The sequence below is a fragment of the Vibrio sp. QJM3NY_39 genome (assembly GCF_057785895.1).
The window spans coordinates 169,267-186,155 of record NZ_CM173506.1; the positions used below are offsets into that span (position 1 = coordinate 169,267).

Here is a 16,889-nt window from a genome sequence, read left to right on the forward strand (position 1 = left end):
TTGTGAGATCCAATCGTTTGCGTCATGCACTTTTCGCACTCGAATTCGGCGTATTCAAAGGTCGAAGAAGAAAACGCATTGATCACCTTATTTGTCGTTTACTGTTTACGTGTAACTTGAGCTCACGATCACACCTTTAATGATCACTATGACTTTTATTACATATAATATTTTGATTTGAGTATTTTTTGGCGAAAAATAAGTGCTACAGATTGTTAAAGTCAATAGCCTTTATCGACACTTAAAACTTGATTTATGGCTAATATAAAGCCAACTTACAGATAATTTGTCTGCATTTATTTTTCCTAGCAGAATAACCCGTCGTACCTTACAATCCTGCCACATAAAAATTACAAGTTGCACACAAGGCATATCAAGCACATTTAAGTGGCAATAAAGACCACAGCCTGATGCCTCAAATCCCCTATGCTGATTGGCTTCCCTACAACCGCCATGAATGCAGAAACTTAACGTGAAAGGTCCCGAGTAAAGATGAGTCCCGAAAAGCACCTCCTAGACTGGCAAACTAGTCAAACTATTGCTGAATCCATCGCTCCAACTTTAGGTCAGTTATACCGTCAAAAAGGCGTAGAAGTTATCCTCTTCGGTAAGACCCTGGTTAACGCGACAACTATCGACATCATCAAAGCTCACCGCATCGCAAAACGTTACACAGGTTCTCCGCTTACCGCAGAACAGACTCAACCAATCATTCAACACCTTCTCTCTATGGACTTATCTCCATGTCGTATCGATGTTGGCCGCCTTGCTCATACATTCTGGCAAGATCGCGAAGACACACACGGGTTGGATGATTTCCTACAAACTGCACTTTTAGAATCGCTTGAAGGCGATGCAATGACAGAACCTCGCGATGTTGTCTTGTACGGTTTTGGTCGTATTGGCCGCTTGCTCACTCGTCTATTGATCGAGAAAAGTGGCCCAGGTTACCCACTACGTTTACGTGCAATTGTTGTTCGTGGCGGCAAAGATGGTGACTTAGAAAAACGTGCAAGCTTGCTACGTCGTGACTCCGTTCATGGCCAATTCAACGGCAGCATCGTTGTAGACCAAGAACGTAAAGCGATCATCGTTAACGGTAACTTCATCCAAGTTATCTACGCAAACAAGCCAGCAGAAGTGGATTACACATCTTACGGCATCGAGAATGCACTTGTGGTTGATAACACAGGTGTGTGGCGTGACGCTGAAGGCCTAAGCCAACACGTTGAGTGTAATGGTGCGAAGAAGGTTCTACTGACTGCGCCAGGCAAAGGTGAAATCAAGAACGTTGTATTTGGTGTAAACCAAAATGACATTCAACCAGAAGATACGATCATCTCTGCTGCAAGCTGCACAACCAACGCGATTACGCCAGTATTAAAAGCGGTTCACGACAAGTTTGGTGTCCTATCAGGTCACATCGAAACGGTTCACTCATTTACCAATGACCAAAACCTAATCGATAACTTCCACTCAGGTGATCGTCGTGGTCGTGCTGCTTCATTGAATATGGTACTGACATCGACTGGCGCTGCTAAAGCGGTATCAAAAGCGATGCCAGAAATGGAAGGTAAGCTAACAGGTAATGCGATTCGCGTACCTACGCCAAACGTTTCAATGGCAGTAGCAAACCTAAACCTTGAGAAAGGCACAAACAAAGAAGAGTTGAACGAATACCTGCGTGAAATGGCGCTATCTTCAACTTTATCTGCACAGATTGATTACACCGACTCAACCGAGATTGTATCTACCGATTTGGTTGGTTCTCGCCACCCAGGTGTGGTTGACGGTGTTGCAACTATCGCGCAAGACAACCGCGCTGTTCTTTACATTTGGTACGACAACGAGTTTGGCTACAGCTGCCAAGTTGTTCACTGTATGGAACAGATGATGGGTGTTCGTTACAAGACATACCCTGAAGTATAAACTGCTTAGAGCCTGTAAATTGCTTAGATTCTATAAACAGTTTTAGGTAACCAGCTCCACAACATAATAATTATATCTGCGAGGTCTGTAATGGGCTTTGCAACCCTTCTTGTTTTACTCCCCCGTATAAACAGGAAGGTTGCCACTTAGATCTGCTCTCTCTATCTGATCTAAGTGGCCTTTTTACATCTGGCAAGCTAACTTTTATCGCTATGACAAGAACTTTATCCTCGTCACTCTTGGAAAGCTTCACTTCACATCTGTTACAACTCAATCTCAACATCTGACTGAATCGAACTCGAACACGCGAGTACATAACCTTGTTCAATCTGTTCTGGCGTCAATGTTTCTTGGCTGCTTGATTCCACTGAACCTTTGGTTACTTTGCACTTGCAAGAACCACAAATCCCACTACGACAAGCGATGATAATTGGAACGCCTGCTTTCTCTAATGAATCAGCGAGTGGTGTACCCGCCTCCGCTTCTACTTCTGCGCCAAATGCAGGAACAAACACCTTAACGGCGCCATTTGAATCTGCTGACGCTTCTGCTTGTGGTTCTTCTGAAGCAGTATTGCTATTGGCTAGTGAATTATTACTTTGAGTCGCTGGAGTAAAACTTTCTTGGTAGAAGTTATCCATGTTGAACTCAAGTTCTTTCAGGTAGTTTTCTATGTCTTGCATAAAGCTAACCGGCCCACACAAGTAAACGGTTCTGTCTAAAATGTCTGGGCTGAGTGTTACCAACCAGCTCTTGTCTAGACGACCTTGGGGAGCAGTTGTTCCTTCACTGTCTTTCAGAAGTAACTTAAGGTTAAAGTTAGCGTGTGTCTCATCAAGTTGGTTAAGCTCTTCAAAGTAGATAGTCTCGCGTCGATTACGTGCCATGTGAACAAAATCGATTTCAACATCACTGCCTTGAGCCAACCAATACTTTGCCATCGCCATCACCGGAGTGATACCGCAACCCGCGCTCACTAACGTTACTTTCTTGGTAGCTGTTGGCATGCAATCAATACAGTTAAACGCACCAGCAGGCTTCAATACAGAAACTTCATCACCTTCATCAAGTTCATCAACAATAAAGTTCGAAACCAAACCACCTTCCACACGCTTTACCGTCAGCTTCAGGCGGTTATCTTCAGGACAAGACGCTACAGAATAAGCACGGTAATCCGTTTTCGCCGGCATATCCAAACCCAGAGTAATAAATTGTCCTGGCTTAAAGTTGAAATGTAAGTCTTGTGGAACGCTGCCAAGCTCAAAGCTGACCGTATCTGGCGTCTCATGCCATTTCTTTAAACACACTAAATTGATTGAATCGCTATCCGACCATGCATACATAGTTCGTGTACCTTGCTAATGACTAGATGATTAAATGACTAAAGATTTAAATCGAAAAAGCCCCGCCGTTGTCTGTTTTAGAAAAACGTCACAACAACGGGGCTTAGAGTTGGCTTAAATTAAGCCGCTAAGATTGTTTTAAGATCTTGCTCTGGCGTTGAGATAGAACGCATATCGAACTCGTCTTGCATAATCTTTAATAGGTTTTCTGTTAGGAAGGCAGGTGCTGTTGGGCCAGTGTAAATACCTTTCACACCAAGAGCAAACAGGGTAAGCAGGATAACGATCGCTTTTTGCTCGAACCAAGATAGAACCAGCGTTAACGGAAGTTCGTTGATACCACAATCAAACTCTTGAGACAGTGCGATAGCAAGCTGAATCGCTGAGTAAGCATCGTTACATTGGCCAACATCTAACAGACGTGGGATACCGTTAATGTCACCAAATTGGTTCTTGTTGAAACGGAATTTACCACATGCCAATGTCAGGATTACTGAATCTTCTGGCGCTTGAGCTGTGAAGTCTGTGTAGTAGCTACGCTCAGACTTGTCACCGTCACAACCACCGACTAGGAAGAAGTGCTTGATGTTGCCTTCTTTTACTTGCTCAATAACCGCAGGTGCCGCTTCCATCAGTGCGTTACGACCAAAACCGACAGTGATCATCTGCTCGATCTCGTCGTGTTTGAAACCTTCTTGCGCAAGAGCACAGTCGATTACTGCGCTGAAATCGTCGCCTTCAAGGTGATCAACACCCGGCCAGCCTACAATGCTACGTGTAAATAGACGGTCTGCGTATGAACCTACATCTGGGTTAAGTAGGCAGTTAGATGTCATTACGATGGCACCAGGGAAGTTAGCGAATTCTTTTTGCTGGTTCTGCCAAGCGCTGCCGTAGTTACCCGCAAGGTGTGGGTACTTGTTCAGTTCAGGATAACCGTGTGCAGGTAGCATCTCACCATTGGTGTAAACGTTGATGCCCTTGCCTTCAGTTTGTTGAAGGATCTTTTCTAGATCATGTAAGTCGTGACCAGAAACAAGAATACAGTGGCCTTTCTTAGTCTTAACATTCACGGTTGTTGGTTGAGGGTGACCAAATGCATCTGTCTCACCTTTATCCAGCATTTCCATTACTTTGTAGTTCATCAAGCCAATCTGCATTGATGTATCAAGTAACTGTTTTAGATCGGATGGATCTGTACCTAGGAACGCCATGATTTCATGGTATTCAGCAAAAATTGCATTATCAGTTTGACCAAGAACGCGAGCGTGCTCCATGTAGGCTGCCGCACCTTTTAAGCCGTATAGGCAAAGAAGACGAAGACCAATCACATCTTCGTGTTGAGAGTCGTGACCACGGTTTACAGCAGCTTGAGGCGCAAGTGCCAATAGCTCTGAAGAATCTGTTGGTAGATCGAACTGTGCTGCTGCAGAAAGCTCTGGAATTTCAAAACCAATCAATGTTGCTGCGCGCACTTTTTGCTCTAAACGCTGCTTGAATTCATGAGACTGTTGAGCGAATTCGATAATACGAGCAGGGTCGAAGTTAACGTTAGTCAGCGTTGCGAAGAACGCTTTTGGCGCCCACTCATCAACTTCTGTATCAATAACATCGCAAGTGCGACCTAGGCTTGCCCAAAAAGAAACACCTTGAAGAGAATGCACCAACACGTCTTGAAGGTCGGATACTTCCGAGGTTTTTCCACACATGCCTTGTGCGAAAGAACAGCCTTTTACGGTTGGGGTTTGAATCGTTTGTTCACATTGAATACAGAACATAAAGGGGCTCCAGTAATTTTTTATTAGCTGTAAGTGCTTTGCTTACAGTGACTTATTCCAAACCCTATAGAGCATCAACCGTGCCAACTTTTAACTCATTGATTTTATTGGCCTTGCCTTTATTCCCTTGTTTTAGTGCGTGATTATGACTACATATAAACTCTCAATCCACACACACCTGTGTCATAGTGACTCTCTAGAATTATTTGGTGGTGTTCATGTTTCGTTCAGAATAGAAGCGATATAGTAACAACATAGAAAAAGAGGAATGAATATGAAAAATATATTAGTTACGATTGTTGCGTTGTTTACTGGCCTTTTGGCGTTATTCACTAGCTTGATCCTTGCTATTCCTTTAGCTATCGCAGCTTTAATTACTGGCAAGCGCATTCAGAATCAAATGAAGAAACAAGGTTTCGCAGCTCATATGAACACTCGTCAGTCATCAACCAATGATGCCGGTGTTATTGAAGGTGAATACGAAGACCTTTCAAGCAGAAAGTAATCTAAACTTTAGCTTCAAACATAGTGAAAGCACAACAGAGACAACATTAAAAAATGCATAGAAATACCATTCTAACGCTGCTCGCCTTAACGACTTTAAGTCTCGTTGGTTGTTCCAACGAGACATCTATACCCGCTTACGAAACATCTCCAAGCTTGCCGGCCTATCAGCAAGATAGCTTTGATGCCTACGTCAATGACACCCAAGATTGGCTGCTGAAAAACCGCGTGTTCATGACAAAAGACAAGCAGCTTGAGATTCAACTGAACTCCCCGACTGAATACAAACCTACCAAACCTAACGGCAAGGCAGTGTTATTGGTCCATGGATTAGGCGATTCACCCTATTCGTTTAAAGACATCGCTACCCATTTGGCTGAGCAAGGTTACTTAGTGAGAACCGTATTGCTTCCGGGTCACGGCAGTCGTGTGGGTGACCTAATGCAACCGAGCTTAGAAGATTGGCAAGGTGTGGTAGCTCACCATACTAAGTTGCTTGAGCAAGAGTATGATTCTGTGTGGCTTGGTGGCTACTCAACAGGTGCAAATCTCGTCACGTCACAGGCGATGAACGATCCAAAGATCTCCGGGTTGCTGCTGTTTTCTCCTGCGTTTCAACCAAGATCGTCTGCCGTTCAATACGCTGGGCTAGCAAGCTACTTCGTCACTTGGGCGGATCAAGATCCTGAAGACAATGTATTGCGTTACAACTCATTGCCAATGAACGGTGCCTCGGTTTACTACGAGACATCAGAGGTCGTTCGTGATGACTTACAAGATAAGCACTTCGATAAACCGGTGTTTATTATAATGAGTGAAGGCGATAGCGTGATTGACACCAGTTTCGTTCAACAAGCGTTTACTGAGTCCATGCCCAACCCAAACAATGTGTTGATTTGGCAAGGAGAGACGACACTCGATGATCCGCGAGCGGTTCAGTACAGCATGAAGCTCCCGGAGCAACGCATCTCGAACGGTTCTCACATGGGTTTACTGTTCTCACCAAGCAACCCGTATTACGGAATCAATGGTAGCGAGAAGATCTGCTCCAATGGTCAAGAGGAAGGTTTTGAAGAACAGTGCAACGCGACAAGTGAAGTTTGGTACTCAGCATGGGGGTATCGTGAAGAAGGGAAGAACCATGCTCGTTTGACCTATAACCCTTACTTTGCTGACTCAATGAAAGAATTAGATACGGTTCTAAACTCAGCAGGCTAACTTCTGTTAGCTGTTAACTGTTAGCGTTTAGATAAGTAGAAACAAAAACGGCTCACAAGATAATCTCTTGTGAGCCGTTTTAGATCTTAAGGTCTAGTGATGACTAAATCATCCACACCACACGCACAGCAAGCAGAATCAACACCACACCAGATAGTCGGTCAATCAACTGAGCTTTCGATCGAATACGTTCAACAATCAAAGGGCTAGACAACACCAAGGTGATAAATGTGTACCATAAACCGTCTACAAGTAGCGGCGTTGATACGATAATCACTTGATTGGTCAGTTCATTCCCTAACGCAACAAATTGGCTAAACAGAGCGATGAAGAACAGCGCGATTTTTGGGCTCAAGATAGAGATCAAGAAAGCCTCGCGAGCAGACTGCATGTAACTCATCTGTTCACCCGCTTCCAATTTCGCGGCAACACCACCTTTCGAACGCAACGCATTCACGCCGAGATAAAGCAGATACGCTGCACCCGCTAAACTAATGGCTTTGAACAACATGGGTGATTGCTCAAGCACAACGGCTAAACCAACAATGGTTGCGAACGCATAAATACCGATGCCTACGGCGTGAGACCAAGCCGCGATAAGCCCGTTCATACGGCCACCAGCCAGACTGTGTTTTGCAATCATCGCCAAGCTTGGGCCTGGAGACATTGCACCCAACAAGCAAATCGCTAATAAAGAAAACCAAATTGTTACTGTCATCATTCCATTCCTAGTAAAACAAAGCGCCCCAGCGGAACGCTCTTTGCTTAATACTCAATACTTAGCACTTACCATAATTCGCAGAAGGTATTATTTGAAATCAAAGATTATCATTACATCTATGACTTCAAGTCATACTGATATTATAACTCGACTTCTGCATAGCTTGGAATGCCTTTTCTCTCGCCCATTTGTGGGCAGAGTCGTTGTCATACTTGGGGTGCCACATTAACCAATAGGTGTGCATTTCCGTATCAAATGGCAAAGAAAAATAGGCAGTATCGAGGTGCCGACCTAGGTTATAGGCGATATGTTCTGGCACGATCATCAAATAATCATCTTGCATTAATACGGTTCCTGCGGATGAAAAGAACGGGACCTGTAAAGCCACTCTTCGCTTCAGCCCTTGCTTCTTCAATGCTATGTCCGCGTAGCTGTCTTTATCTCCGCCACCTGTCACTTTGATGTGAGAGTAGCTGACGATATCTTCTGCACTCAAAGCCGATTGGTGGGCTAATGGGTGCGACTTGCGCATCAAACACACCGATTTATCTTCACCAAGCTTAATGCTTGATACATGTTCTGGCTTTGTGGGAAACATACTGGAAGCCAAATGAATACCCGACTCGTTCAGAGCTTCAAGGTAGTTTGGCTGCCACAAGCGGAAAGCTAAATTAATGTTCGGGGCTTCGGCGGACACCTCTGCAACAATAACAGGAAGAATATACTGAGCCACATAGTCACTCGAAGACAATACCAGTTCACCCTGCCAGTCTTTCGGTTCAAAGGGTTTATCGTCTAAAAGGTGGTCGAACTCTCCAAGCAAGTCATCGAGTTTACCTTTGAGCAACAAAGCACGGTTAGTCGGAACCAGTTTGTTACCATCACGAACCAGCAAAGGATCACCACATAGATCTCTAAGCTGAGCCAGTTGACGGCTCACCGCCGACTGCGTGATGTGCAAACGCTGAGCTGTTCGACTGACATGACACTCTTCAAGAAGCACATGCAGAGAGCGCAGTAGGTTTAAGTTGATATTGCCTAACATGAATGCACCGTCGCATTCTGTTTGTTAAAAAACTCCGTCAAGACAGTATGAGTCATGAGGTGTCGAAGCTCTGGATAGCTTTGCAGCCGATCGCGGATTTGATTCAAACGGTCCATGCTTTCAACTTCAACATAAAGCATCATGTCAGTCTCACCGCTAATAGAGTGGCACCATTGCACCTCATCAATACTCTGGATTCGTGTCGCGTAAGACTCACAACTATGGTCGCTGCTCGACATGTCGAACTTCAACAAGATGTAAGCGCACACATTCTTCGTTTGATTGGGCTCTGCCACTTGAGCACAATAACCCGTAATCACTTTGTCGCTTTCCAGTTTCTTGATTCTGGCATTCACCGCCGAACGCGAGAGACTGACATCTCGGGCGATATCGCTCACTGAGCATCGTGCATTGGTTTTGAGAATATCCAAAATTTGGCGATCAAATTTATCCATGCTTCTGATTCTTTCCATTTATTGTTCTATTTATAACGCCTAATTTGACACAACTTTCCTACTTATAACAGCCATTATAACAGCCGACACTTTCACGCTTAATCAAGTTAAAACCGTTAAAATGACGGTGTCTTAAGACGTTTCGCTAGCTGTATTATTGATGTCGACAATGTATGCTCTCATTCATAGCATCACCCATACATCAGAAGACAGGCACAAGAAGGCCGATATGATAAGCCAATAGCTAGGAGAGCGAATGACACAACTCAAACAAGAAATCACGCTTATTTCAGGAATCGGACAACTCTCGACTACCTTGCTAGGTACTGGATTATTTATGATCCCTGCCATCGCAGCAGGCATTGCAGGGCAGTTGTCACTACTCGCGTGGTTAATCCTGTTTATCGCTATTTGCCCGATTGCACTAACCTTTGCCGCATTAGGAAAACGCTACCCCAATGCAGGTGGCACGGCCTATTTTGTGCGTCAAGCATTCAGTGAGCGATTAGAAACCAGCGTGGCTTGGCTGTTTGTGAGTGTGATTCCTGTCGGTATTCCGGCTGCGATTGCATTGGCTGGAGGTTTTGCACAACAACTATTGCCAGCGCCACTCGACACACCACTTGGCGCTCAGTCCTTTACCGTCGCTCTGCTTATTGCTGTCAATTTGATGGGCAGTAAGTCTTCTGGCCGCTTACAAACGGTGATTGCCTTGTCGATTTTTGCCTTGGTTAGCGCCTTTGTTTGGAAAGCCGACATCACTGCAGCGGACATCGCAGTTCCGACCATGACGTCTGATTCGATGTGGTCGATTGGCGCAGCCTTAGCGGTAATGTTTTGGTGCTTTGTCGGGATAGAAGCCTTTGCTCACATGGGAGAAGAATTTAAAAATCCACAGCGTGACTTTCCCATCGCAATCATTGCAGGGTGTTTCGTTGCGGGCATAGTGTACTGGGCTTGCTCGGTGGTTATTATCAAGCTAGGCGCTTATGGTTCACCTGAATTTGATGCTGCATCCATCCCGTGGGTAACAGAACAACTGTTTGGTAATGGCTTCAAAACCGTCATCAGTGTGCTTGGTTTCTTTGCTTGTTTTGCTAGCCTAAACCTTTACACACAAAGCTTGTCTCGTATGATTTGGGCTCAGGCTCGCCAACACACTCCTACGAGTAGAATGGCTCAACTCAATAGCCGTGGCGTACCAATTTACCCAACCTTAGCAATTGGCTTTGTCGCGCTTATCTCTTGTGTGATTGGTGAGTTGTCTAATCTCGATCTCGAATTCTTTCTTAAACTCGCCAACGGTATTTTCGTTCTGGTTTATCTGCTTGCAATGTTAGCGGCTTGCCGATTACTGACTGGCGCATCTAGATACACCGCCATGCTCTCATTGGTCATCTGTACTTTAGTGTTTATCTGTTTAAGCTGGTCGATGCTCTATGCCGTGACTATTTTTGTGACATTGTCACTCCCTTGGCGTAAGTGGCTAGGTAAAGGTAAAACCGTTTCTGTCGACAAGTTATAACTCGATTAATGATGAATCGACAAACTGTAAGCATGCCCTACCAATATTACTGATAAAAAAGCCGAGCGATCTGTGTGATCTTCGGCTTTATCTCAGCCAAACGGATATTTCCAAATCCCAACACCGCCCCATTCCAATCACGAGCATCACTTGATCCATATTCATAAAAGTCAAAAGGACGAATGATGATATTTTCAAGCCCTGCTCTACGGCTCCACTCATGTTCAGATATGCCTTGATACCACTTCACGGTCACATGTAGCCCTGCCGCTTGGCTAATCACTTCAAGATCGCCATGAAACTCACTTTTAATCGCTTCTATCATGGCTTCATGCTTGAGTTTGTATGAACGACGCATCTTTCTAATATGACGCAATAAATCGCCTTCGCGAACAAAATCCGCCAAAGCTTCTTGTGTATGAGACGCCGTGTCTCCAGTGAGCGCATCTTTAATCTCAAGACACTTCGCCACCAAACTTTCAGGCACCACTAAGTAACCTAGTCGCAGGCCATTGAACATCACCTTGCTCAGGGAACCGACATAGATGATTCGATCATCGAATCCTAATTTTCCCGCTAAGCCTTGCATGCAGGTATAAGGGCGATGAGCAAACTGGAACTCACTGTCGTAGTCATCCTCTATGATCCAGGACTGATGTTTGTTGGCCCAATCGATGAGTTTAAGCCGTTGCTCAGTGTTGAGCGTTGTGCCCATCGGGTATTGATTACTAGGAGTGACATACAGAGCCTTAGCATCACAGGCGAGAATTTTTTCAATATCGAGCCCAACTTTCTCTCGGACACTTACACCGTCTAATTCAAGCTTCAATAAATCGACAATTTTATGTACTTGTCGGTAACCAGGCTCTTCCATAAGAATTTTATCGCCCATCCTTAAGGTCGCCATTAAACCTATTGAGATTGCTTGCTGTGCACCTGCTGTGATAATAATTCTATCGGCATGACAGCGAACCGAACGACTACTTGCCAAGTAACCACTTAACGCCTCTCTCAAAGCCAAACTCCCTTGAACATCTTGATTGCCCGCAATGTTCTGACGCGTCGAGTGACGTTGCAGTAGTCTCTGCCATTTAGCAAAAGGGAATGCATCAAGGTCAGGCACACCCGGTGCAAAACTGCGATTGATGTCATTAGGTACGGTTCTGATGCCACTTGACTGACTCGCATCTTTATTAACTTTCGTATTAGGCTGCGCGTCTAGAGTAGCTTGTGCATCCAAAGGCATCGGTTTACTCAGATGAGACAAGCTTAGGAAGTGCTCCGGTTGTTCAACTGAGACATAAAAGCCCGAACCTTGCTTGCTCTCGATATAGCCTTCGGTGACCAGTTGTTCATACGCGTAAATCACCGTATTTCGACTCACCGATAACTCAACGGCCAGCTTACGCGTTGAGGGTAACTTGCAGCCTTTACTCCATAAATCATGCACGATCTTTTCTCTGATCGCGTGAAATAAGGCGGTTTGACGCGTGTCATGTTGCTCGTCTAACTTTAGGTCACCGACATCAATAGGCTGCATAACTGGATCCAAATAGTGTTTAAAAGTGGCTCTATTTAATAGACCAGTTAATCGCTACATTAATCAAAAGGCAATGATTAAGGAGCGATTATGTTATCTAACACGAAAAGAACCACGATTAAAAAAGGTTCATCGCGGCTTTCCGGGGAAAGCCGCTTTTATCTTCAAGAAGAAGTAGTCTGTATCTCGATACCCATACCCCATTCGCTTGATTAACTTTATCTTGTTGTTTATCCCTTCCAGTGTGCAGGTGTTCAACGGATAACTTGCCGATGCGATAATGCCGTGAAGATAAGGACTCAGTTTTCGTGCGAACTCTTTCAATGGCTTAATTCCACTCTCTTGCACTTGTTCCCACCACGTGTCCCAGAGCCCCTTCGCGTGCCCTTCGGATTCACAATACCAAAGCTCTTTGAGTTGGGCTCCGAGTATATAAGTGGTCATTAAGTCCTTATTGATATTCAATATTTCAGTAAGATAGCTATCTTGACGTGTATTTAAGTTGCCTCTATTTTTCAGCAGTACCCACCGTGAGCGCTTCACCCATTGCCTCGCTTTTTTATCTTGCTTGAGTTTGTTGGCTTGGTCGACTCTGACTCTATCCATCACCTCGCGACCGAACTTAGCAACAACATGGAATAAGTCGTAAACGATTTTTGCGTTCGGGCAGTGCGCTTGAACTTCAAGGTCAAAAGCCGTATTCATGTCCATCGCTACTGCTTCGATATTTACCCCATTCTCGCCTAGCTGCTCGAAGAACGGCCGTATGTCCTTGCGGCTGCGGCCTAATCCAACCCAAATGACTTGATGAGTCTTCGCATCAGCGATGACGGTGGCATATCGATGCCCTTTAAAGATGGCGAACTCATCCATCACGAGCTGCTTTAGCTCACCCCATTTCACTGGCGGCACCACTTGTCGAAGTCGGCGTTTATCTATTTCTTTAATGGTGTGCCAATGAACGCCCGTAATTTGGGATATATGCTTAATGGGAAGCAGGGGTAGCAGTTGTTCTATATAGCTTTTTAGGCGCTTTGTTATACGAGCATAAGGCTCTAACCAAGAGAGAGATTCTGTTTTTATGCCGCAGTCACGACACTTAATCCTTCGAGTTTGAACGGAAAGTTCAACAGGCACACCGAGCAACATGGCATCCTTTACGTGACGCCATTGATACTCATGGATAGCCTCGGCCTCAAGACCACAAAGGCATTTAGCCTCAGAGCTAGGTTTAAGAGTCAGGGTAATAAGTGATGCTGTCTGGAGAGACTTTACTATTTGAAAGCCTTCCCAGAATGAAGATAGGAAAGTATGATTCGGCATAGAAACGGTAGTTTGTGTATGATTTTTGTTTGGCGACTAAACCATATCACTTACTACCGTTTTTGTTTTTAGTTCCCGCTAATCCGCGATGAACCTTTTATTTTAAGTACTTGGGTTATCGTTTATTTAACCGCTCACTTTCAAAAGCGAGTCAAAGGCTAATAAAAGTAATGATCAGCATTCACTATCAAAACGTTCAATATACTGCTTAGGTGTTAGTCCTCGGTGTTTTTTGAACATCCTATTAAAACTCGCGACATTGGTATAACCTAATCTCGTTGCAACTTCTTCTATCGGCACTGAATACAACAACAGTTCCACGGCCACGTTGCTTAACGCGTATCCCATTATGGTAGAAAAGTTAACACCCAATTTGTGTAATCGTCGCTGGAACTGCTGTTCAGATAGACCGAGTAAACTGGAAACTTTATGTAAGGTAGGCAAACCAAAATGACGACTATAATTGATCATCTCATAAGTCACCTTATGTTCATCACCAGCATCCGGCATATTGAGATAATTGTCTAAGTCATGAAAATTCATCGCCAGATTCGTTTTACTGTTCGATGGTGATTGATTAATGGATAACCTAGACTCACTCCGTATCCAAACCTCTGTACGAGGCTGCCCCCATTGAACCGTGCAACCGAAATACTCATGGTAAAGATCAACGTTATCTCGATGGCCGGCAATTGATACCGCCACAGGTTTAAAATCATCCCCTAAATAACGGCGCAAAATCTTCATAATGAAAATTGCGACTCTTATCGAATCATGCACTTTACCCGTTTCCGAGTACGCAGGGTTGTCGTAGCACCATTTAATCATTGTCCCTACCTGTGCACCATATAAGAAAGCACCCGACTGCAAACAATGAAGTCCGATGTTGACTCTACGGATCGTCGAAGCAAGATCATGCCCAGAAAAAAACCAATTAGTTAACGGGCCTAACCTTTCAATATCAACTCGATCAGCCAATTTCAAAATGATATCCGGATCATTGGTTTGTAATTCCAACAAGCCAAACCATTTGTCGACTTCACTAACTGGAATAAGGTTCATTGAATTATTAAATACAGACTTCGGAATACCCAAACTGTCCGCATTAACCATAGGATTCGTCACGGCGTGCCGATAGATTCCCAAAATCCCTAACGCTCTTAAGAAGTTACAATTACTCACTAATGGCAGTCCTTTATAAATCCAATGACAGATCAAATCATATAAATAGCATTATCGAAGTAATTAGTAAATTTACAACTTGTAAATCCTACACCCATCACACTCGGTGCATCATTTAACTTAGGGTTTATCAATGAGTTTAGTAAGTGTCCCATTTGTCGGAACCGGCGCCGATACCGCTCTACACGTAGTAGCAGGCGTTGTATTGATCGCAACTATCGCTGCTGCATGTTACGGATTCTGGCGTGTGCATGAATTACCAATCAATAAAGCTCACAGCAAAGAGCACCAACAACTCGGCTTAATCACCGCATTAACTTGGATTGGTTTTATCTGGCACTGGGTATGGGTACTCGCCGTCATCTTGGCCTTTGTTGATATGGAAAAAGCGATCATCAATCTGAGAGACACCTGGAAAGCGCCGACAAAGTCTGACGTTCAACCAGAACACAGTGATAAAAATGAGGAGAACCCAGCATGTTAGAAGGCTTAGCTATTTGGGCACTGTTCATTTACTTGCTGAGATTGGTAGGTATGCCTTGGAACAAAGGCACCAAAGCGTTTGCTTACTTAGGTGGTACATCTTGGTTAATGTTCGTATGGGTTGGGTTAATCAACTTCACGCCGATGGATCTCTCGGGCGGTTCAGTTGTTCAATCTCCGCATATTCAATTACGTCCGGACTCAACAGCGGTCACAGGAAAAACCACCAAGGTTCACATCAGCCCAAACCAAGATGTGGTTGAAGGGCAACTTCTTTACGAGATTGATGACACCAAATATGTGATTGCGAGAGACAAAGCAAGCGTTCAACTGGAGTCAACAAAAGTCGCTTTAGACACAGCTCGCCAAGAAGTCAGCATTGCTAAAATTAGCTACCAGTCGGCGCTAGAAGACATCAAAACATCTATTGCACAGATAGAGTCAGCAAAGACAGATCTAGTGCTGCAATCTAAGACCCTTGACCGGTACCAGAAACAAAACAGCGTCGTAGAACATACGATTACAGAAACTGACATCGACCAACAAACAGCAAAGGTTGACCTAGCAACTCACAATGTCACCACGCTGGAGTCACAACTCAGTAAAAAAGAAGTCGATGCCGAGAATGCGAAATTAAATATCCACAAAGCTGAAACCAATGTGAGCAAGAAGCAAACTGAGGTTGATTCTTCTAAGGCAACACTGGCGCAAGCACAATGGGATCTAAACAGCACCAAAGTCACTGCACCGACTGACGGCTTTGTAACGAACTTTATCCTTCGTGAGGGTCAGCGCGTTTCGATGATGCCTCGTATCCAGATGTATACCGAAGAGAAGTACGTATTGATGCGAGTCAATCACCAAGCGATTCGCAATGTTAAGGTGGGTCAGCCAGCAGAATTTTCGACCGCGGTATACCCGGGGAAAATATTCTCTGCAACCGTAGAAGGCATTGTTGAAGCGACGGGTGAGGCACAAGCTAGCTTATTAGGTATTGATGAACAGGTTCGCGTTACCACAGGCAGAAACCTCCAGAACAAACACCACTTTGTTCGCTTAAAAATTGACGAAGCGGAAGGTTACGATATTCCTGTCGGCTCCGTTGGACTAGCTTGGGTAAGCGGTGAGAAGCCAATTGGCTTTATGGGCTTCCTAGACGTAATACGCGGGATTATCATTCGAATGAAATCTCAGTTGTACTTCTTTTACTCAATCTAACTTAAGTAACAAGTAAATCAATACAAAGCCAGTATGCACTTAAAGCATGCTGGCTTTTTTAGGGAAGAACAAAGACGAGCTAGTACTAACTGTCGGCATAAAATACAAAATAGTTCTTATTACATAGCTTAGACAACCCACCCGCATTTGCATAATGCATTTCCATTTTGCAAATTTATAATTTTAAAACGCGAAAAATCAGCTTAAATACGCACCAAATTGCTATAAAACACCCCTTTTACGTGGTTTTAAAAGTTGGCACACTAACTGCAATGGTTACAGTGACCCTTCTTAAGCCGAGGGTCACCTAGCCAACTGACGTTGTTAGTGAACCTTTGTTGTTCACGATATATATAGGCCAATTGCGAATATTGCGATTGGCCATTTTTTTGCCTGTCATTTAAGAAACATCACTCGCTCAATATACAGACACCCATTCATAAATATAATAGCTAACATTCATAGCCAACCATGAACAACAGATATCTGATGCGTTATAGAAAACGTTTTCTATTTATTTTAATTAAAAAAACATAAAACATAACCTTATGTTTTATATTGCTTTTAGTTAAACAACTGATGCCATGCCGCCTTTATTGACAAAATTAGCATTGACTACGTGATT

Annotated in this window: 14 protein-coding genes; 6 read left to right on the plus strand and 8 right to left on the minus strand. The window is 44.1% G+C overall.

The genetic code is table 11. From position 1 onward, the window contains the following. The first annotated feature begins 492 nt into the window (after positions 1-492). On the plus strand, positions 493-1,929 hold the full coding sequence (locus AC3CHU_RS16820) for a glyceraldehyde-3-phosphate dehydrogenase (protein ID WP_488525985.1): 1,437 nt from the start codon (positions 493-495) through the stop codon (positions 1,927-1,929). 263 nt (positions 1,930-2,192) lie between these two features. Here the strand turns inward: AC3CHU_RS16820 and AC3CHU_RS16825 are convergent, their stop codons facing one another. Together AC3CHU_RS16825 and hcp are read right to left on the minus strand one after the other, a co-directional pair. Next, the gene (locus AC3CHU_RS16825; RefSeq protein ID WP_488525986.1) at positions 2,193-3,272 is read right to left on the minus strand and encodes an FAD-binding oxidoreductase; all 1,080 of its coding nucleotides are present in this window, start codon (positions 3,270-3,272) and stop codon (positions 2,193-2,195) included. A 119-nt stretch (positions 3,273-3,391) separates the two neighbouring features. Further along, positions 3,392-5,050: a hydroxylamine reductase gene (gene hcp, locus AC3CHU_RS16830; RefSeq protein ID WP_488525987.1), complete on the minus strand. Its 1,659-nt coding sequence runs from the start codon at positions 5,048-5,050 to the stop codon at positions 3,392-3,394. Positions 5,051-5,324: 274 nt separating this feature from the next. Here hcp and AC3CHU_RS16835 point away from each other — a divergent pair, with 274 nt between their 5' ends. Then, positions 5,325-5,555: a hypothetical protein gene (locus AC3CHU_RS16835; protein WP_029221973.1), complete on the plus strand. Its 231-nt coding sequence runs from the start codon at positions 5,325-5,327 to the stop codon at positions 5,553-5,555. A 53-nt stretch (positions 5,556-5,608) separates the two neighbouring features. Further along, entirely contained in the window at positions 5,609-6,772 is a 1,164-nt protein-coding gene (locus AC3CHU_RS16840) for an alpha/beta hydrolase (RefSeq protein WP_488525988.1), read from the plus strand. 103 nt (positions 6,773-6,875) lie between these two features. Here AC3CHU_RS16840 and AC3CHU_RS16845 read toward each other — a convergent pair whose 3' ends face one another. The 3 genes from AC3CHU_RS16845 to AC3CHU_RS16855 all read right to left on the minus strand — a co-directional run bounded on the left by AC3CHU_RS16845 (position 6,876) and on the right by AC3CHU_RS16855 (position 8,993). Beyond that, entirely contained in the window at positions 6,876-7,490 is a 615-nt protein-coding gene (locus AC3CHU_RS16845; RefSeq protein ID WP_029221972.1) for a LysE family translocator, read from the minus strand. 127 nt (positions 7,491-7,617) lie between these two features. Beyond that, positions 7,618-8,538 (minus strand): LysR family transcriptional regulator, encoded by a 921-nt coding sequence (locus tag AC3CHU_RS16850; RefSeq protein WP_102497373.1) that lies wholly within the window; start codon positions 8,536-8,538, stop codon positions 7,618-7,620. Then, positions 8,532-8,993 carry an Lrp/AsnC family transcriptional regulator gene (locus tag AC3CHU_RS16855; RefSeq protein WP_017082486.1) on the minus strand — a complete coding sequence of 154 codons (462 nt, stop codon included), beginning with the start codon at positions 8,991-8,993 and terminating at the stop codon, positions 8,532-8,534. The genes AC3CHU_RS16850 and AC3CHU_RS16855 overlap by 7 nt, the downstream gene beginning before the upstream one ends. A 256-nt stretch (positions 8,994-9,249) precedes the next feature. Between AC3CHU_RS16855 and yjeH the strand changes: the two genes are divergently transcribed. Next, positions 9,250-10,518, plus strand: a complete 1,269-nt coding sequence (yjeH, locus tag AC3CHU_RS16860) for an L-methionine/branched-chain amino acid transporter (protein ID WP_488525989.1) — start codon at positions 9,250-9,252, stop codon at positions 10,516-10,518. Positions 10,519-10,564: 46 nt separating this feature from the next. Here the strand turns inward: yjeH and pdxR are convergent, their stop codons facing one another. From pdxR to AC3CHU_RS16875, 3 genes are all read right to left on the minus strand, one after another. Beyond that, positions 10,565-12,058 carry a MocR-like pyridoxine biosynthesis transcription factor PdxR gene (gene pdxR / locus AC3CHU_RS16865; protein WP_488525990.1) on the minus strand — a complete coding sequence of 498 codons (1,494 nt, stop codon included), beginning with the start codon at positions 12,056-12,058 and terminating at the stop codon, positions 10,565-10,567. 129 nt (positions 12,059-12,187) lie between these two features. Then, entirely contained in the window at positions 12,188-13,381 is a 1,194-nt protein-coding gene (locus AC3CHU_RS16870) for an ISL3 family transposase (protein ID WP_488524348.1), read from the minus strand. A gap of 174 nt (positions 13,382-13,555) precedes the next feature. Continuing rightward, positions 13,556-14,563, minus strand: coding sequence for an AraC family transcriptional regulator (locus tag AC3CHU_RS16875; protein ID WP_488525991.1), 1,008 nt, complete (start codon positions 14,561-14,563; stop codon positions 13,556-13,558). Positions 14,564-14,696: 133 nt separating this feature from the next. Here AC3CHU_RS16875 and AC3CHU_RS16880 point away from each other — a divergent pair, with 133 nt between their 5' ends. Together AC3CHU_RS16880 and AC3CHU_RS16885 are read left to right on the plus strand one after the other, a co-directional pair. Then, positions 14,697-15,047: an MFS transporter gene (locus tag AC3CHU_RS16880; RefSeq protein WP_108208668.1), complete on the plus strand. Its 351-nt coding sequence runs from the start codon at positions 14,697-14,699 to the stop codon at positions 15,045-15,047. Then, complete coding sequence (locus AC3CHU_RS16885) at positions 15,041-16,264, plus strand: HlyD family secretion protein (protein WP_114635582.1); 1,224 nt, start codon at positions 15,041-15,043, stop codon at positions 16,262-16,264. Before AC3CHU_RS16880 ends, AC3CHU_RS16885 begins: the two co-directional genes overlap by 7 nt. Positions 16,265-16,889: the final 625 nt, after the last annotated feature.